The following is a 17,079-nucleotide window of genomic DNA, read 5'->3' on the forward strand; positions in this document are numbered from 1 at the left end:
GTCCGACCCCGTCGATAGACTGGATGCCATGACCGAGCCGTCGATCTTCACCCGCATCCTCCGCGGCGAAATCCCCTCCGAGATCGTCGCCGAGACCGAGAACGCCTTCGCGATCCGCGACATCGCGCCGCAGGCGCCGGTGCACCTGCTCGTGATCCCCAAGACCGAGCAGTACCGCAACGTCGTCGAACTGGCCGCGGGCGACCCCGACCTCCTCACCGAGATCGTCGGTCTCGCGAACGCCGTCGCGGCCGAGCACGCCGACGGCGACTTCCGCCTCGTCTTCAACACCGGCGCCGGTGCCGGTCAGACGGTCTTCCATGTACACGCCCACGTTCTCGCGGGCGGACTGAACGAAAAGAGCACGGGTGGCTGATTCCCCCGAAGAACCGGTCGTCGAGCGTCTGTACGCCGACGGCGTCGCCATGGTCCAGCTCCTGGGCCCCCAGGACCGCCTGCTGCGCGTGGTCGAGAAGGAGCACCCCGACGTCGACGTCCACGTGCGCGGCAACGAGATCACCCTCACCGGTGGCGCGGCCGCGGTGGCCGCGGCCAAGGGCCTCGTCGAGGAGCTCCTCACGATGACCCGCAACGGCCAGGGCCTCGACCCGGCCGACGTCTCCAGCTCCAGCCGCATCCTGCGTTCCGACGGCGGACCCCGTCCGTCCGAGGTGCTCGGCGAGGCGATCCTGTCGTCGCGGGGCAAGGTCATCCGCCCCAAGACCCTCGGGCAGAAGGCGTACGTCGACGCGATCGAAGAGAACACGATCGTGTTCGGCATCGGTCCGGCCGGTACCGGAAAGACGTATCTCGCGATGGCGAAGGCCGTCCAGGCGCTGCAGCGCAAGGAGGTCAGTCGCATCATCCTGACGCGTCCGGCCGTCGAGGCGGGCGAGCGCCTGGGGTTCCTCCCGGGCAGCCTGACCGACAAGATCGACCCGTATCTGCGGCCGCTCTACGACGCGCTCAACGAGATGATGGACCCCGATATCGTGCCGAAGCTCATGGCGACGGGCACCATCGAGGTCGCTCCGCTGGCGTACATGCGCGGGCGCACGCTCAACGATTCGTTCGTCGTCCTCGACGAAGCGCAGAACACCACGCCCGAGCAGATGAAGATGTTCCTCACGCGCCTCGGATTCGGCACGCGCATGGTGGTCACCGGTGACATCACGCAGATCGACCTGCCGCAGGGCGCGTCGGGTCTGCGGCTCGTCACGCGGGTGCTCGGCGACATCGATGACATCCACTTCTCCTACCTCACGAGCGCCGACGTCGTGCGTCACACGCTGGTGGGCCGTATCGTCGATGCGTACAGCGAATACGACGAGAAGCGTCTCGTGGCCCGCCGCGAACGCGACGAGGCATCCGAATTCGCCAACCGTGCCGAACGCCGCGGCGTGGCCCGTCCCGCGGGTCCGCGCGATCACCTCCCGAGACGAAACCGCTCATGACGATCGAGATCAACAACGAATCCGGCCACGAGGTCGACGAGCAGGTGCTCCTGCGACTGATGGAGTACAACCTCGCGGAACTGCACGTGAGCCCGGACGCCGACGTCGCCATCGTGCTCGTCGACGAGGGTGCCATGGAGTCCCTGCACGTGCAGTGGATGGACGAGCCGGGCCCGACCGACGTGCTCAGCTTTCCGATGGACGAGCTGCGTCCGGGCACCGAGGACTCGCCGACTCCCGCGGGTCTGCTCGGCGACATCGTGCTGTGCCCGGCCGTCGCCGAGACGCAGGCGGTCGCGGCGAAGCACTCGACGCAGGACGAGCTGATCCTCCTCACCACCCACGGCCTCCTCCATCTCCTCGGCTTCGACCACGCCGAGCCGGACGAGGAGCGCGAGATGTTCGGCCTGCAGCGCGAGCTCATCACCGGTTTCCAGGCCGTCGAGCGTCGCCGCCGCGCATGACCGCGGCCGTCCTCCTCGTCCTCGCCCTGATCCTCGTCGCCTTCGGCGGCTTCATGGCGGCGTCCGAGGCGGCGCTGGGCGTCACCTCGCGCGCCGACCTCGCCGAGCTGGGTGCGAGCGGCCGCAACGCCCGGTCGCTCCAGCGCATCGCCGACGACCCGAGCGCCCACATCACGGCCGTGGTGTTCATCCGCGTGCTGGCCGAGACCACGGCCGCCGTCCTCGTGGCGGCGGCGTTCATGCTGCTGTTCGACGACATCTGGATCGCGCTGATCGCGGCGGCGATCCTCATGACCGGCATCTCGTTCGTCCTCGTCGGGGCCAGCCCTCGCGCGGTCGGCCGACAGCACGCGACCGGACTCCTGCGGGGCGGCGCGCCGATCATCCGGGGCATGCGGATCCTGCTCGGGCCGCTCGCGCACGGCCTGATCGCGGTCGGCGATCGTCTCACGCCGGGGGTCGCGCGCTCGACGTCGTTCGCCTCGGAGGAGCAGTTGCTCAGCATCATCGACGAGGCGGCCGAGAACGAGCTCATCGAGGAGGACGACCGCGAACTGATCCACTCGGTGTTCGACTTCACCGACCGGTACGTCCGCGAGGTCATGGTCCCGCGCACCGACATGGTGACGGTGGATGCCGCGGCCACCACCCGCGAAGCCCTCGCGCTGTTCCTCGACAAGGGCGTCTCGCGCGTGCCCCTCGCCGACGACGAAGCCGACGACATCGTCGGCATGCTGTACCTGAAAGACCTGGTGCAGTTCGGGTTCCGCGAAGAGGCGGGCTGGCGCGACGCGCCGATCCGCCGCATCGCCCGCCCGGCCGTCTTCGTGCCCGAGTCGATGAAGGCCGAGACCCTCCTGCAGCAGATGAAGAAGGATGCCGTGCACGTGTGTCTCGCGGTGGACGAGTACGGCGGCGTCTCGGGCCTCGTGACGCTCGAGGACCTCATCGAGGAACTGGTCGGCGAGATCTCCGACGAATACGACGCTCCTTCGACGGAGGTCGTGCCGCTCGACGACGGCCGCTTCCGCGTCAGCGCGCGCCTCGGTCTCGACGAGGTCGGCGACCTGTTCGGGCTCGAGCTCGACGACGAGGACGTCGACTCGATCGGCGGCCTGCTGGGCAAGGCCCTCGGGCGCATCCCGCAGCCCGGGGCCACGGCCGAGCACTCGGGCCTGCTCATGACGGGCGGCGCCTCGCGCGGGCGCAACCGCGGTATCGCGACGGTGATCGTGGAACGCGCCGACGACGACGACGAAGACGACGAGACGGCGCCCGCGGGCTCCGGTCGCGAGAGGAACGACAGATGAGCGACAACAGATCCGGCTTCGTGACCTTCGTCGGTCGCCCCAACGTGGGGAAGTCCACCCTGACGAACGCCCTCGTGGGCGAGAAGGTCGCGATCACGAGCGACAAGCCGCAGACGACGCGCCGAGCGATCCGCGGCATCGTCAACCGCCCCGGCGGTCAGCTCGTGGTCGTCGACACGCCGGGCATCCATCGTCCGCGGACGCTCCTCGGCCAGCGCCTCAACGACCTCGTCGAGCAGGTGCTGGGCGATGTCGACGTCATCGCGTTCTGCGCCCCCGCGACCGAGAAGGTGGGCCCGGGAGATCGCCGGATCGCGGAGTCGCTGTCGGGCTACCCGCGCGCGAAGAAGGTCGCGCTGGTGACGAAGACGGATGCCGCGACCCGCGAGCAGATCACCGAACGGCTCATCGAGGTCGACGCCCTGCGCGAGGACTGGGCGGCGGTCATCCCGCTGTCCGCGGTCACCCGCGACCAGCTCGACGTGCTGAGCGACGAGCTGCTGGCCCTCATGCCCGAGGGGCCGGCGCTGTACCCCGACGACGTCGTCACCGACGAGTCGCTCGAGGACCGCATCGCCGAGATCATCCGCGAGGCGGCCCTGGACGGCGTGCGCGATGAGCTGCCGCACTCCATCGCCGTGACGATCGAAGACGTCGCGCCGCGCGAGGGCAGCGACCTCACCGACGTCTTCGCCAACATCGTCGTCGAGCGCGACAGCCAGAAGGCCATCATCATCGGCCACAAGGGTTCGCGACTGGCGGGCGTCGGCGCCCGCGCGCGCAAGGGGATCGAGCCCCTCGTGGGCACTCGGGTATACCTGTCCCTGCACGTGCGCGTGGCCCGGGAATGGCAGCGCGACCCCAAGCAGCTCGGCCGACTCGGGTTCTGAGCCGACCGTCCGCTGGCCGCAGGAAGACTGGAGGACGACGATGATGGCGAAGCAGTGGCGGGCGCACCAGCCCGGTCCGGTGGAGAACTGGACGTTCGACGAGGTCGAGGTACCCGCACCCGGTCTCGGCGAAGTCACGATCCGCGTCCACGCGGCCGGGATCAACCCCGCGGATGCCAAGCACGTCGCGGCACCGCGACCCGGTGTCGAGTTCCCGGTTGCGATCGGGTACGAACTCTCAGGCGAGATCACCTCTGTCGGGCCGGACGCGGTCGGAGGCTCCGGAGGGCTTGCGGTGGGCGACGAGGTCGTGGCGTTCCGCGTCCAGGGCGCCTACGCGACGGAGCTGAACGTGCCCGCGCGCGACGTCTTCGCGAAGCCCGCGACGCTCTCGCACGCCGAGGCCGCGAACCTCCTGCTCGCCGGCACGACCGCAGCCGAGATGATCCAGGTCACGCGTGCCACCGAGGGCGAGACCGTGCTGCTCCATGCGGCGTCGGGCGCGGTCGGCGTGAGCCTGCTGCAGCAGGCGTGGGTGCTCGGCATCCGTGTGATCGGCACGGTCGGTCCCGACTCCGCGGAGTCTGCGGAACGCGTGCGCCGGTTCGGCGGCATCCCCGTGGCGTACGGCGAAGGCCTTCAGGAGCGGGTCGTCGAAGCAGCCGCGGGCGAGCCGATCGCCGCGGCGTGGGACGCCGTGGGCACCGATGAGGCGATCGACGTCTCGCTCGCTCTCGTCGCGGAGCGCGACCGTATCGTCACGATCGTCGCGCCCCAGCGGGCCGAGTCCGACGGCTTCCTGTGGGTCGCCGGCGCACGTCCCGAGAGCGCCCGGTTCCGCGACATCGCCCGGCCCCGCATCCTGGAGCTCGCGGCATCCGGAGATCTCGAAGTCCCGGTCGCGCGCACGTTTCCGCTGGCCGACGCGAAGGAGGCCGTGCAGTTCGTGATGCAGGGCCACCCCGGCGGCAAGGTGGCGCTGCTGCCGTGACCGGCTCGCCGTTCGTCCTGCCGCCGGCGCCCGCGCGTCTCGACGTCGTCCGGGAGCGCGTGCGTCTGCGGCCGATCGTCGACGCCGACGTGGAGGCGATGGTCGCGTACCGCGGAAATCCCGACGTGTGTCGGTTCCTGCCGTTCGAGCCGCAGAGCGCCGACGACATCCGGCAGCGCATCGGCGATCTCTTCGGCGGAACGAGCATCGAGGGCGAGCGCGGGGGAGTGGTCCTCGCGATCGAGCGGCTCGACGACCGAGCCGTGATCGGCGACCTCGTGCTGTTCCACCTCGACGCCGCCTCCGGCACGGCCGAGATCGGCTGGGTCGTGAATCCCGCCGCCGCCGGGCGCGGGCTCGCCACCGAGGCCGTGCGCGCGCTCATCGACACGGCGTTCGAGGTCTACGGCCTGCGCCGTCTCGTGGCCCGCATCGACGCGGAGAACGCCCGCTCGATCGCCCTCGCGGAACGAATCGGGATGCGGCGCGAGGCGCACCTCATCGAGAACGAGTGGTTCAAGGGACGCTGGAGCGACGAGGTGGATTACGCGGTGCTCGCACGCGAATGGACGCCGAGCGCGTAAGAGCCGCTACACGCGAGTGCTACGATCACAGAATGCGCTTCGGTGGCCTGCTTCTTCTTAGCTGCCGCGACGAGTCCTCGTTCTAAGGGCCTTCCTCGTCGCGGAGCTCGTCGTCGGCCCCTTCAGACAGACAAGAGAAGCGACCCCCTCATGAAGAACACGCAGAAGCCCACGTCCGCTCCGGTCCACAAGTACCGTCCGTTCCACGAGCAGATCCGCGTCGACCTGCCCGACCGCACGTGGCCGAGCAAGCGCATCGAGACGGCACCCCGCTGGTGCGCCGTCGACCTGCGCGACGGAAACCAGGCCCTCATCGACCCGATGAGCCCCGAGCGCAAGCGGGTCATGTTCGACCTGCTCGTGAAGATGGGCTACAAGGAGATCGAGGTCGGGTTCCCGAGCGCGAGCCAGACCGACTTCGATTTCGTCCGGCAGCTGATCGAGGAAGACCTCATCCCCGACGACGTCACGATCCAGGTGCTGACGCAGGCGCGCGAGCACCTCATCGCCCGCACGTACGAGGCGATCGCCGGCGCGAAGCAGGCCATCGTCCACCTGTACAACTCCACGTCCGTGCTGCAGCGTGAGGTCGTCTTCCGCACCGACCAGCAGGGCATCGTCGACATCGCCCTCGAGGGCGCCCGCCTCTGCAAGAAGTACGAGGCGACGATCCCCGAGACGGACGTCTATTACGAGTACTCGCCCGAGAGCTACACGGGCACCGAGCTCGAGTTCGCGCTGCGCATCTGCAACGAGGTGCTGGAGATCTTCCAGCCGACGCCCGAGCGCAAAGTCATCCTGAACCTCCCCGCCACGGTCGAGATGGCCACGCCCAACGTCTACGCCGACTCGATCGAGTGGATGTCGCGGAACCTGAACCACCGCGAGAACGTCATCCTTTCGCTGCACCCGCACAACGACCGCGGCACCGCGGTCGCCGCCGCGGAGCTCGGCTACATGGCCGGCGCCGACCGCATCGAGGGATGCCTGTTCGGCAACGGCGAGCGCACCGGCAACGTCGACCTGGTCGCCCTGGGCGTGAACCTGCTGACGCAGGGCATCGACCCGCAGATCGACTTCAGCGACATCGACCAGGTCAAGCGCACCGTCGAGTACTGCAACCAGCTGCCCGTTCCCGAGCGCAGCCCGTGGGCCGGCGACCTGGTCTTCACCGCCTTCAGCGGTTCGCATCAGGATGCCATCAAGAAGGGCTTCGAGGCGATGGAGGCCCGCGCGGCGGCCGAGGGCAAGCACGTCGACGACATCGAGTGGGCCGTCCCGTACCTGCCCATCGACCCGAAGGACCTGGGCCGTTCGTACGAGGCCGTCATCCGCGTGAACTCGCAGTCCGGCAAGGGCGGCGTCGCGTACCTGCTCAAGGCCGACCACGCGCTCGACCTGCCGCGCAAGCTCCAGATCGAGTTCTCCGGCGTCGTGCAGGCCCGCACCGACGCCGAGGGCGGCGAGGTGTCGAGCGCCCAGATCTGGGACATCTTCACCGACGAATACCTGCCCACCACCGACGACGACCAGCGCTGGGGCCGCTTCGAGCTGCTGTCGACGCGCTCGTCGAGCGACATGTCGGGCGATGTCTCGCTGGACGTGACGCTGCGCGACGGTGAGTCGGTCCAGCCCGCGTCGGCGGTCGGCAACGGCCCCGTGGCCGCGTTCCTCGAGATCGTGCGAGCCCAGGGCTTCGAGGTCACGCTGTACGACTACGTCGAGCACGCGCTCAGCTCCGGCGGCGACGCGCAGGCGGCGGCGTACATCGAGCTGCAGGTCGACGACCAGCGCCTGTGGGGCGTCGGCATCGACAACGACATCTCGACGGCGTCGCTCAAGGCGATCGTCTCGGGCGTCAACCGCGCCATCCGCACGCGTCAGCGCTCCGGCGCCCTCGCCGGCGTCTGATCGCCTGAGGTCCCGGCCGTGGCGTACGCCCACGGACACCACGAGAGCGTGCTGCGTTCCCACGCCGCACGGACCGTCGCCGATTCGGCGGCCTACCTGGTGTCCTCGCTGTTCGCCGGTGCCCGCGTCCTGGACGTGGGTGCCGGCCCCGGCACCATCACCGTCGACCTCGCCGACCGGGTCTTCCCGGGACAGGTCGTCGGCATGGATGCCGCCCCCGAGGTCGTCGAGATCGCGCGCGCCGCGATCGGCGACCGCACCAACGTCGAGTTCCGCGTCGGTGACGCCTACGCGCTCGACCTCCCGGATGCCTCGTTCGACATCGTCCACGCCCACCAGACGCTCCAGCACCTCGCCCGACCCGTGGACGCGCTGCGGGAGTTCCGGCGGGTGGCGGGCCCGGACGGTCTCGTCGCGGCGCGCGACGTGGATTACGGCGGAGTGATCTGGCATCCACGGATCCCGGCACTCGACGAGTGGCTCGAGATTTACCACGGCGTGCATCGCGGATCGTCGGGGGAACCCGACGCGGGCCGCGCGCTCAAAGCGTGGGCGCGCGAAGCCGGGTTCACGCGGATCGAGGCGAGCGCGAGCGTGTGGGTGTTCGACACCCCGGAGAAGCGCGCGTGGTGGGGCGGGATGTGGGCCGACCGGGTCGTGGCATCCGCCTTCGCCGGCCACGCTCTCCGACTCGGCCTCGCCGACGACGCGACGCTGCAGCGCATCTCCGACGCCTGGCGCGCATGGGCCGCCGACCCCGACGGCTGGATCCTCCTGCCGCACGGCGAGATCCTCGCGCGCGCCTGACACCCGCGTGAGGGGTCAATATCTGTCGCCTGGGAGCGTCTGAAGCGACAGAAATTGACCCCTCACGCAAGCGCGCCGCTCAGGCGTCGTCGTCGCGGATGATCGGGATGCCGGTCGTCTCGACCGCGACCTTGCGGCGGTGCAGCTTCCGCTGCTCGGGGAGCGACAGGTCGAACAGCACGGCGAGCACGCGGATCACCGTCGTTACGACGACGCCGATCACCGCCGCGACCGGGAGCGGCACACCGAACGCGGCGGCGGTCGCGAGGACCGCGCATCCGGCGCCCGCGGCCACGGCGTAGAGCGACCCGACGTGCATGATGGCGACGGGGAGTCCCATGAGCACATCGCGCAGCACGCTGCCGCCTGCCGCCGCAACGACGCCGACGAACACCGCCGGCACCGGGGGAAGCCCCACCGCGAGCGCCTTCGACGTCCCGAACGCGCCGAACAGCCCGATCACGACGGCGTCGAGCAGGACGATCGCGCGGTTGAGGCGTTGGAAGATCCCCGACAACAGCATTCCGACGAGGGAGGCCACGGTCGCGGTGATCAAGTACCAGTTGTTCTGCAACGTCGCCGGGGGCAGCCCGAGCAGCAGGTCGCGGATGAGTCCGCCGCCCATCCCGAGCAGGATGCCGATGATCGCGACGCCGAGGAGATCGAGCCGCCGCTGCCCCTGGAAGCCGGAGGCGAAGAGCGCGCCCTGCACCCCGCCGAGGGCGACGGCGGTGAGGTCGGCCCACAGCGGGATGACGAAGACGGGCGGGTTCACGGCATCCATTCTCCCGGGGAGCGACCGCGGGGCCGCGCGCGGCGCACCGCCGACTCCCGGGGTCGCGGGCGGATAATGGACTGTGCCCACCTACCGCGACGAAGTCGTGGTCCTGCGTACCCACAAGCTCGGGGAGGCGGACCGCATCGTCACCCTCCTCAGCCGTCGCCACGGCAAGATTCGCGCGGTGGCGAAGGGCGTCCGGCGCACCTCGTCGCGGTTCGGATCGCGGCTGGAGCCGTTCATGGTCGCCGACGTGCAGCTGTACCAGGGCCGCACCCTCGACATCGTGCAGCAGGCCGAGTCGCTCGGCGCGTACGGGGCCGACATCGCGCAGCACTACGACCGCTACACGACCGCCAGCGCGATGGTCGAGACGGCGGATCGGCTCAACGAGGCGGAGGCTACGCCGCAGCAGTACCTGCTGCTGGTCGGGGGGCTCCGCTCCCTCGCGCGCGGCGACCATGCGGCGCGGAGCGTCCTGGATTCGTACCTCCTGCGCGCCATGGCGCTCTCCGGCTGGGCTCCCGGTCTCGGGGAGTGCGCGCGCTGCGGCACGGTCGGCGAGCACGACTACTTCCTCGTTCAGCTCGGTGGCGTCGTGTGCTCGGCCTGCGCACCGGCGGGTTCGCCCCGGGTCGCGCGCGACACCGTCGATCTGCTGCGCGCGCTCATCGCGGGGGAGTGGGACGTGGTGGATGCCGCCCCCGAACGCACCACCGCCGCCGCCTCGGGCCTCGTGGCCGCGTACGCGCAGTTCCACCTGGAGCGCGGCATCCGTTCCCTCTCGCACCTGGAATCGAGTCGATGACCCCGAAGCCGTTCACGCACCGCAACGCCGAGCCCTACCGGCCCCTCGACTGGACGGGGGAGTACCCGCCGGCCTTCCCGAAGGGGTCGGTGCCCGCGCACATCGCGATCGTCATGGACGGCAACGGGCGCTGGGCGAACCGGCGCGGTCTCCCGCGGATCGAGGGGCACCGGGCCGGCGAGGCGACGATCCTCGACATCGTCGCGGGCGCGATCCAGGCCGGCGTGAAGCACCTGTCGCTGTACGCGTTCTCGACGGAGAACTGGACGCGGTCACCCGACGAGGTGCGGTTCCTCATGGGCTTCAACCGCGAGGTGCTCCAGCGTCGCCGCGATCAGCTGAACGAGTGGAACGTGCGGGTCCGCTGGGCGGGCCGCCGCCCGCGCCTGTGGGGTTCGGTCATCAACGAGCTGCAGGCCGCGGAGCGCCTCACGGCGGGCAACGACGGCCTCACCCTCACGATGTGCGTCAACTACGGCGGTCGCCTGGAGATCGTGGATGCCATGCGCCGCCTCGGCGAGGAGGTCGCCGCCGGGCGCCTGAAGCCGTCGGCGATCAGCGAGAAGATGATCGCCAAGAACCTCTACGTGCCCGACATGCCCGACGTCGACCTGTTCCTCCGCTCGAGCGGAGAGCAGCGCACCTCGAACTTCCTCTTGTGGGAGTCGGCGTATGCCGAGATGGTGTTCCTCGACACGCTATGGCCCGATTTCCGGCGCCAGCACCTGTGGGACGCCATCGGTCAGTACGTGTCCCGCGATCGACGGTTCGGCGGCGCGGTCGACACGCCGGCTACGACCTGAATGCCGTTTTCGGAATAAAGCCCTCCACCCGAAAGGTTGCACACGACATGACGGATGCCATCAAGATCGACGTGTGGAGCGACATCGCCTGCCCCTGGTGCTTCATCGGGAAGCGCAACCTCGAGAACGGCCTCGCCGCCACCGCCGATGACGACGACGCCCCCGTCGTCGAGATCGAGTACCACTCGTTCGAACTCTCGCCCGACACCCCCGTCGACTTCGTCGGCGGTGAGGTGGACTACCTGTCGCAGCACAAGGGCATCTCGCCCGCTCAGGCGCGGGAGATGCTCGACCGCGTCACCGGCGTCGCCGCGGAGGCCGGCCTCGAGTACCGCTTCGACATCCTGCAGCACACGAACACCGTGAAGGCCCACGAACTGCTGCACTTCGCCAAGGAGCACGGGCGCCAGCTCGATCTGTCCGAGCGCCTGATGGCGGCGTACTTCCTCGAGGGCAAGCACGTCGGCCGCGACGACGACCTCGTCGAGCTCGCGGTGGAGATCGGACTGGATGCCGAGCTCGCCCGCGAAGCGCTCGTGTCGGGTCGTTACCGCGACGCAGTGCGCGCCGACCAGGCGCAGGCCCAGGCGTACGGCATCAGCGGAGTCCCGTTCTTCGTGATCGACGGCAAGTACGGCGTCAGCGGCGCGCAGCCGGTCGAGGCCTTCACGCAGATCGCCCGCCAGGTGTGGGGCGAGCGTCGCGCGGCCGCGAATGAGCCGGAGACCGCGCAGGCGTGACCCCTCCTCCCCAGGCTTCCCCGCGTCCACAGCGGCACCGCGTGGGCGCGGGGTCTGGGAGAATGGAACGATGACCACGGCATTGGCCCCGACGCGCGCGTTGCGCATCGGCCCCATCGAACTCGACGCCCCGGTCGTGCTCGCGCCCATGGCCGGAATCACCAACACGGCGTTCCGGCGACTGAGCCGCGAGTACGGCGCCGGGCTGTACGTCAGCGAGATGATCACGACCCGCGCGCTCGTCGAGCGCAACGACACGACGATGCGTCTGATCCGTCACCACGAGTCCGAGACGCCGCGCTCGATCCAGCTCTACGGCGTCGACCCGGCGACGGTCGAGGCGGCGGTACGCATGATCGTCGAGGAAGACCACGCCGATCACATCGACCTCAACTTCGGCTGCCCCGTCCCGAAGGTGACGCGCCGCGGCGGCGGTGCCGCACTGCCGTGGAAGCTCTCGCTGTTCCGAGAGATCGTGGAGCGCGCCGTCCGTGCGGCCGGCGACCTCCCGCTGACGATCAAGATGCGCAAGGGCATCGACGCCGACCACCTCACGTACCTCGAGGCCGGACGCATCGCCGAGGGCGCGGGCGTCTCCTCGATCGCGCTGCACGCGCGCACGGCATCCGAGTTCTACTCCGGACAGGCCGACTGGAGTGCGATCACGAAGCTCAAAGAGACGGTGACCAGCGTCCCCGTGCTCGGCAACGGCGACATCTGGTCGGCCGCCGACGCGGTGCGCATGATGGACGAGACCGGGTGCGACGGCGTCGTCGTCGGCCGCGGCTGCCTCGGACGCCCGTGGCTGTTCGGCGACCTGGCCCGTGCGCTCGGCCGTCCGGGCGCGGCGCACGGCGACCCCGTCGACGCGACGCTCGGCTTCGTGGCGCAGGCGTTCCGCCGCCACGCCGAGCTGCTGGTCGAGTTCTTCGAGGACGAGGGGCGCGGATGCCGCGACATCCGCAAGCACGTCGCCTGGTACTTCAAGGGGTATCCGGTCGGCGGTGAGCTGCGGGCGAGCCTCGCGACCGCCTCGACGCTGGAGGAGATCGACGACCTCCTCGCCACGATGGACCTCGACGCGCCCTACCCCGGCGAAGCGGCCGAGGGTCAGCGCGGCCGCGCCGGTACCCCCAAGCGTCCAGCGCTGCCTGACGGCTGGCTCGACTCCCGCGAGATCGGCGACGCCGCCGGCCGCGAGCTGGCGGAAGCGGAGCTGCACCACAGTGGCGGGTGAGGCGGCGGTGGGCGTCGCGCGCCCGTCGGGGTACGACGACGTCGACGCCGCCCGGTTCCACGAAGAGCAGCACCGTTCGCAGCGCGACGACTTCGCGCGCGACCGCGCCCGCGTCCTGCACTCGGCGGCGCTGCGCCGTCTCGCCGCGAAGACCCAGGTCCTGAGCCCCGCGAGCCCCGCCGACTTCGCACGCAACCGTCTCACGCACTCGCTCGAAGTCGCGCAGGTCGGCCGCGAGCTCGCCACGGCGCTCGAGCTGTCGCCCGACGTCGTCGACACCGCGTGCCTCAGCCACGACCTCGGCCACCCGCCGTTCGGCCACAACGGCGAGCGGGCGATGAACGAGTGGGCGGAAGACATCGGCGGGTTCGAGGGCAACGCGCAGACGCTGCGCATCCTCACACGCCTCGAGCCGAAGGTCATCGGCCCGGACGGGCACTCCTTCGGGCTCAACCTCACGCGGGCGAGCCTGGATGCGACGTGCAAGTACCCCTGGACCGCCGATGCTCCGCTTCCCGACCCCGGCGGCCGGTTGAAGTTCGGCGTCTACCCCGACGACGAGCCGGTGTTCCACTGGATGCGCGGGACGGCGCCCGGACGCGTGCGCTGCATCGAGGCCGAGGTCATGGACCTCTCCGACGACATCGCGTACTCGGTGCACGACTTCGAGGACGCGGTCGTCAACCGCTACATCGACCCCGCCGCGCTGGCATCCCCGGCCGGTCACGAGTCGCTCCTCACCGCGATCCAGACGTGGGTCGGCTACGACTTCTCGCGCGACGAGCTGGCCGACGCCCTGTACCGGCTGATGCGGCTGCCCGAGTGGATCGAGTCGTTCGACGGCTCTCGCCCCGCGCTCGCGCGGCTGAAGAACCTCACGTCCGACCTCATCGGGCGCTTCGCGCGCGCCGCCACGACCGCGACCCGCGAGGCGTACGCCGTCCGCGACCTCACCCGGTACCGCGCGCACGTCGTCGTCCCGCGCGTCGTCGAGGCCGAGATGGCGGTGCTGAAGGGCATCATCGGCGCGACCGTGGTGTCGATCGACGGCCGTAAGGCGCTGTACCGCGAGCAGCGACGCGTGCTGAAGCGTCTGGCATCCGCCCTGTGGGAGAACCCGGGGTCGCTCGACACGCTGCACCTGCCCGACTTCGAGAGCGCGACCGACGACGTCGCGCGCCGCCGCGTCGTGGTCGACCAGGTCGCGAGTCTCACCGACCAGCTCGCGATCGCGTGGTACGGCAGGCTCGTGGGCGACGTGGATGCCGCTGAGCTCGGCGTGTGGGCGCCGGGTGCGCGACCGCCGCGGGGAGCGGATGCCTGATGCCCCGCATCCGCCAGTCCGACGTCGACGAGGTCAAGGCGCGGGTCAACATCGCGGACGTCGTCGGTGAGCGCGTCGCGCTGAAGCCGGCGGGCGTCGGGTCGATGAAGGGTCTGTGTCCCTTCCACGACGAGCGCAGCCCCAGCTTCCACGTGCGCCCGCAGGTCGGGTACTACCACTGCTTCGGGTGCGGCGAGTCGGGCGACGTGTACTCGTTCCTCCGCGCGATGGACCACGTCTCGTTCACCGAGGCCGTCGAGCGCATGGCCGCCCGCGTCGGGTACACGCTGCACTACGAGGACGGCGGTGCCGCCCCCGAGACCACCGGCCGGTCGCGTCTGTACGCCGCCAACGCCGCGGCCGCGGAATACTTCCGCTCGCAGCTGCTGTCGCCCGAGGCCGACACCGCGCGGCGGTTCCTCGGCGACCGTGGATTCGACGCGGGGGCGGCGGCACACTTCGGCGTCGGGTACGCCCCGAAGGGCTGGTCGTCGCTCATGGACCACCTGCTCGGGCAGAAGTTCTCGCGCGACGAGCTCGTGCAGGCGGGCCTGGTGTCGCAGGGCCAGCGCGGGGTCTACGACCGGTTCCGCGGACGCGTCGTGTGGCCGATCCGCGACGTCACCGGCCAGGTGATCGGGTTCGGCGCGCGCAAGCTCTACGACGACGACCAGGGCCCGAAGTACCTCAACACCCCCGAGACGCCGATCTACAAGAAGGCGCAGGTGCTCTACGGCCTCGACCTCGCGAAGCGCGACATCTCGCGCGAGCACCGCGTCGTCGTGGTCGAGGGGTACACCGACGTCATGGCCTGCCATCTCGCGGGCATCACGACCGCGATCGCCTCCTGCGGGACGGCCTTCGGCAGCGACCACATCACGGTGCTCCGCCGCGTGATGGGCGACGACACGGCCGCGGGCGAGGTCGTCTTCACCTTCGACCCGGATGCCGCCGGCCAGAAGGCGGCGCTGCGCGCCTTCGCCGACGAGAAGCGCTTCGCCGCGCAGACGTACGTCGCCGTGGCGCCCGAGGGCCTCGACCCGTGCGACCTGCGCCTGCAGCGCGGCGACGGCGCGGTCCGCGCCCTCATGGACAACAAGGCGCCGATGTTCGAGTTCGTCATCGACCAGCGGCTGAAGGACTACGACCTCGCCAGCGTCGAGGGCCGCGCGGGCGCGCTCCGCGCCGCGGCCCCGATCGTCGCCGACATCCGCGACCCCGCGCTGCGGCCCGGGTACGTCCGGGTGCTCGCGCGCCGCCTGGGTCTCGACATCCCCGAGGTGCAGAGCGCCGTCGAACGCGCGGCGCGCGGCGCCGACCGCGCCGAGAAGCGCGACGCGCAGCGCGGGGGAGCGGAGACACCCGCGCCGGTCGCCGTCTCGGTCACGATGGCGTCCCTGCCGAACACGCGCGACGTCGCCCTCGAGCGCGGCGCGATGATGGCGTTCCTCCAGTACGGGCACCGCATCGAACCCGACCTGTTCCTCCGCGCCCTGCAGACCCCGTTCGGCCACCCCGCCCTCGAGGCGGTTCGGAGCACGCTGGCATCCACGGATCTGTCCCAGCCGGGCTGGGCCGTCGCCGCGGTCGAGGCGGTGCGCGAGCCCTTCCGGACACTCGCGGCGGAACTGCTCACGGCGGAGTTCCCGGCGCGCAACGAGGAGGGCGCGGTGGCGTCGGCGAACGACCTCGCGCGCGGACTCCTCGTGCGCGAGCTCGAGCGCGAGAAGAACGAACTGCTGCGCGGCATCCAGCGCGTTCCCGCCGATTCCGAGGAGGGTCGCCGTCTGCGGCTGCGACTGCGCGAATTGGATGCCGACCGCCAGCGGTTGACCGCGGGCTGACGCCGCGCGGCGCGATCGGCTGGCGCGGCGCGTCTCGGTGGGCTCGCGGCGCGCGGCGCGATCGGCTGGCGCGGATGCCGCGGGTCGGGGAGGATGTCAGCATGCCCCGGTCCCTCGACACCGCCGTCGCCGTCCGCGCCGACGATCTCTCGCTCGCCCGCAACGGCGTCCGTGTGATCGACGGGGTGACCTTCACTCTCGCTGCCGCGGGCAGCCTCGTCGTCATGGGCCCGACCGGATCGGGGAAGACGTCGCTGGCGTCCTCGCTCGCCGGCCGCCCCGACGAGGGCCTGACCGTCGTCGGGGGAGATGCGCGCGTGCACGGCATCTCCGCACGGCATCCCGGACGCGCGCTGCGCGAGTGGACGTTCCACACCGGCTACCTGCCGCAGGGCGCGGGCGCGAACCTGCCCGCGCGACTCACGGTGCACGAGGTCATCTCCGAGCCGATCACCGCGCGGGACCGCCGCGTCAACACGCGCGCCCTGGCGGTGCGCGTCGCGACGTTGCTCGACGAGATGGAACTGCCGCTCGGCGCTTCACCGAAGTACCCGTACGAGCTCAGCGCGGGCATGCGGCAGCGCGTCGCGCTCGCCCGTGCCCTCGTGCTCGAGCCGCGCTTGTTCGTCGCGGACGACCTCTACGCCAACCTCGACGTCGAGGTGCGGCAGGCGGTCCGCGCAGCCCTCACCCGCCGGCGCGACGAGCGCGGGATGGCATCCCTCGTCGTCACGAACGACGCGGATGCCCCCCGCGACCTGGATGCCGATGTCCTCGTGCTGCGCGCCGGACACGTCGTCGCGTACGGCCACGGGACCGAGGGTCTGCAGTGGACTCCCGACGGCGCGCCCGACCGACGGATTTCGGCCGGCTGATTTTCCCGCTGCGCCGCGGTGCTGTTAGTATCGTCTGGTTGCCCGCCGCCAGGTGGGCATGATCCTCGGTAGCTCAATTGGCAGAGCAATCGGCTGTTAACCGATAGGTTCTTGGTTCGAGTCCAAGCCGGGGAGCGAGAGACCCGCGTCCATCTAACGCGGCTCTCACCCTAGGCCCGGGCTTCCACCCCGGGCCTTACCTTTTGCCCGGGTCCGCTCGTCACCCTGGGGCTTATAGGCAAGAACGTGTGGATGGGTC

General features: G+C 70.6%; 17 protein-coding genes and 1 tRNA gene. 17 read left to right on the forward strand and 1 reads right to left on the reverse strand.

The genetic code is table 11. From position 1 onward, the window contains the following. Positions 1-28 precede the first annotated feature (28 nt). The 9 genes from AVW09_RS08865 (at position 29) to AVW09_RS08905 (ending at position 8,411) form a co-directional block, all read left to right on the forward strand. Positions 29-376: an HIT domain-containing protein gene (locus AVW09_RS08865; protein WP_063257695.1), complete on the forward strand. Its 348-nt coding sequence runs from the start codon at positions 29-31 to the stop codon at positions 374-376. A 49-nt stretch (positions 377-425) separates the two neighbouring features. After that, positions 426-1,454 carry a PhoH family protein gene (locus AVW09_RS08870; protein WP_231901806.1) on the forward strand — a complete coding sequence of 343 codons (1,029 nt, stop codon included), beginning with the start codon at positions 426-428 and terminating at the stop codon, positions 1,452-1,454. Next, on the forward strand, positions 1,451-1,918 hold the full coding sequence (gene ybeY / locus AVW09_RS08875) for an rRNA maturation RNase YbeY (RefSeq protein ID WP_063257697.1): 468 nt from the start codon (positions 1,451-1,453) through the stop codon (positions 1,916-1,918). Before AVW09_RS08870 ends, ybeY begins: the two co-directional genes overlap by 4 nt. Further along, complete coding sequence (locus AVW09_RS08880; RefSeq protein ID WP_063257698.1) at positions 1,915-3,228, forward strand: hemolysin family protein; 1,314 nt, start codon at positions 1,915-1,917, stop codon at positions 3,226-3,228. The genes ybeY and AVW09_RS08880 overlap by 4 nt, the downstream gene beginning before the upstream one ends. Further along, positions 3,225-4,118 (forward strand): GTPase Era, encoded by an 894-nt coding sequence (era, locus tag AVW09_RS08885; protein WP_063257699.1) that lies wholly within the window; start codon positions 3,225-3,227, stop codon positions 4,116-4,118. The genes AVW09_RS08880 and era overlap by 4 nt, the downstream gene beginning before the upstream one ends. 43 nt (positions 4,119-4,161) lie before the next feature. Further along, a complete protein-coding gene (locus AVW09_RS08890) occupies positions 4,162-5,109 on the forward strand; it encodes a quinone oxidoreductase family protein (RefSeq protein ID WP_063257749.1) in 948 nt (315 codons plus the stop codon). Next, complete coding sequence (locus AVW09_RS08895) at positions 5,106-5,693, forward strand: GNAT family N-acetyltransferase (RefSeq protein WP_063257700.1); 588 nt, start codon at positions 5,106-5,108, stop codon at positions 5,691-5,693. The genes AVW09_RS08890 and AVW09_RS08895 overlap by 4 nt, the downstream gene beginning before the upstream one ends. A 150-nt stretch (positions 5,694-5,843) precedes the next feature. After that, positions 5,844-7,604, forward strand: a complete 1,761-nt coding sequence (gene leuA / locus AVW09_RS08900) for a 2-isopropylmalate synthase (RefSeq protein ID WP_063257701.1) — start codon at positions 5,844-5,846, stop codon at positions 7,602-7,604. 18 nt (positions 7,605-7,622) lie between these two features. Then, a complete protein-coding gene (locus AVW09_RS08905; RefSeq protein WP_063257702.1) occupies positions 7,623-8,411 on the forward strand; it encodes a methyltransferase domain-containing protein in 789 nt (262 codons plus the stop codon). A gap of 79 nt (positions 8,412-8,490) precedes the next feature. Here the strand turns inward: AVW09_RS08905 and AVW09_RS08910 are convergent, their stop codons facing one another. Next, positions 8,491-9,186: a trimeric intracellular cation channel family protein gene (locus tag AVW09_RS08910; protein ID WP_156496035.1), complete on the reverse strand. Its 696-nt coding sequence runs from the start codon at positions 9,184-9,186 to the stop codon at positions 8,491-8,493. An 82-nt stretch (positions 9,187-9,268) separates the two neighbouring features. Here AVW09_RS08910 and recO point away from each other — a divergent pair, with 82 nt between their 5' ends. The 8 genes from recO (at position 9,269) to AVW09_RS08950 (ending at position 16,955) form a co-directional block, all read left to right on the forward strand. Next, positions 9,269-9,997 (forward strand): DNA repair protein RecO, encoded by a 729-nt coding sequence (gene recO, locus AVW09_RS08915; RefSeq protein ID WP_063257704.1) that lies wholly within the window; start codon positions 9,269-9,271, stop codon positions 9,995-9,997. Next, a complete protein-coding gene (locus AVW09_RS08920) occupies positions 9,994-10,800 on the forward strand; it encodes an isoprenyl transferase (RefSeq protein ID WP_063257705.1) in 807 nt (268 codons plus the stop codon). Before recO ends, AVW09_RS08920 begins: the two co-directional genes overlap by 4 nt. 47 nt (positions 10,801-10,847) lie before the next feature. Then, on the forward strand, positions 10,848-11,540 hold the full coding sequence (locus AVW09_RS08925; RefSeq protein WP_063257706.1) for a DsbA family oxidoreductase: 693 nt from the start codon (positions 10,848-10,850) through the stop codon (positions 11,538-11,540). A gap of 70 nt (positions 11,541-11,610) precedes the next feature. Next, positions 11,611-12,777 carry a tRNA dihydrouridine synthase DusB gene (gene dusB, locus AVW09_RS08930; RefSeq protein WP_063257707.1) on the forward strand — a complete coding sequence of 389 codons (1,167 nt, stop codon included), beginning with the start codon at positions 11,611-11,613 and terminating at the stop codon, positions 12,775-12,777. Next, entirely contained in the window at positions 12,767-14,101 is a 1,335-nt protein-coding gene (locus tag AVW09_RS08935) for a deoxyguanosinetriphosphate triphosphohydrolase (protein ID WP_063257708.1), read from the forward strand. Before dusB ends, AVW09_RS08935 begins: the two co-directional genes overlap by 11 nt. Beyond that, positions 14,101-15,945, forward strand: coding sequence for a DNA primase (gene dnaG, locus AVW09_RS08940; protein ID WP_063257750.1), 1,845 nt, complete (start codon positions 14,101-14,103; stop codon positions 15,943-15,945). The genes AVW09_RS08935 and dnaG overlap by 1 nt, the downstream gene beginning before the upstream one ends. Positions 15,946-16,046: 101 nt before the next feature. Next, a complete protein-coding gene (locus AVW09_RS08945; protein WP_063257709.1) occupies positions 16,047-16,820 on the forward strand; it encodes an ATP-binding cassette domain-containing protein in 774 nt (257 codons plus the stop codon). 62 nt (positions 16,821-16,882) lie between these two features. Continuing rightward, positions 16,883-16,955 (forward strand) — tRNA-Asn (locus tag AVW09_RS08950). The last annotated feature ends 124 nt before the right edge of the window (positions 16,956-17,079 follow it).

It is taken from the genome of Microbacterium sp. T32 (assembly GCF_001619615.1).
In the GTDB taxonomy this organism is placed as follows: Bacteria; Actinomycetota; Actinomycetes; order Actinomycetales; family Microbacteriaceae; genus Microbacterium.

Coding starts and splice junctions, on each gene's coding strand:
- AVW09_RS08870 (WP_231901806.1), top strand. CDS start 426: ATGGTCCAGCTCCTGGGCCCCCAGGACCGCCTGCTGCGCGTGGTCGAG.
- AVW09_RS08880 (WP_063257698.1), top strand. CDS start 1,915: ATGACCGCGGCCGTCCTCCTCGTCCTCGCCCTGATCCTCGTCGCCTTC.
- dnaG (WP_063257750.1), top strand. CDS start 14,101: ATGCCCCGCATCCGCCAGTCCGACGTCGACGAGGTCAAGGCGCGGGTC.
- AVW09_RS08945 (WP_063257709.1), top strand. CDS start 16,047: ATGCCCCGGTCCCTCGACACCGCCGTCGCCGTCCGCGCCGACGATCTC.
- AVW09_RS08925 (WP_063257706.1), top strand. CDS start 10,848: ATGACGGATGCCATCAAGATCGACGTGTGGAGCGACATCGCCTGCCCC.
- dusB (WP_063257707.1), top strand. CDS start 11,611: ATGACCACGGCATTGGCCCCGACGCGCGCGTTGCGCATCGGCCCCATC.
- era (WP_063257699.1), top strand. CDS start 3,225: ATGAGCGACAACAGATCCGGCTTCGTGACCTTCGTCGGTCGCCCCAAC.
- AVW09_RS08920 (WP_063257705.1), top strand. CDS start 9,994: ATGACCCCGAAGCCGTTCACGCACCGCAACGCCGAGCCCTACCGGCCC.
- ybeY (WP_063257697.1), top strand. CDS start 1,451: ATGACGATCGAGATCAACAACGAATCCGGCCACGAGGTCGACGAGCAG.
- AVW09_RS08890 (WP_063257749.1), top strand. CDS start 4,162: ATGGCGAAGCAGTGGCGGGCGCACCAGCCCGGTCCGGTGGAGAACTGG.
- AVW09_RS08865 (WP_063257695.1), top strand. CDS start 29: ATGACCGAGCCGTCGATCTTCACCCGCATCCTCCGCGGCGAAATCCCC.
- leuA (WP_063257701.1), top strand. CDS start 5,844: ATGAAGAACACGCAGAAGCCCACGTCCGCTCCGGTCCACAAGTACCGT.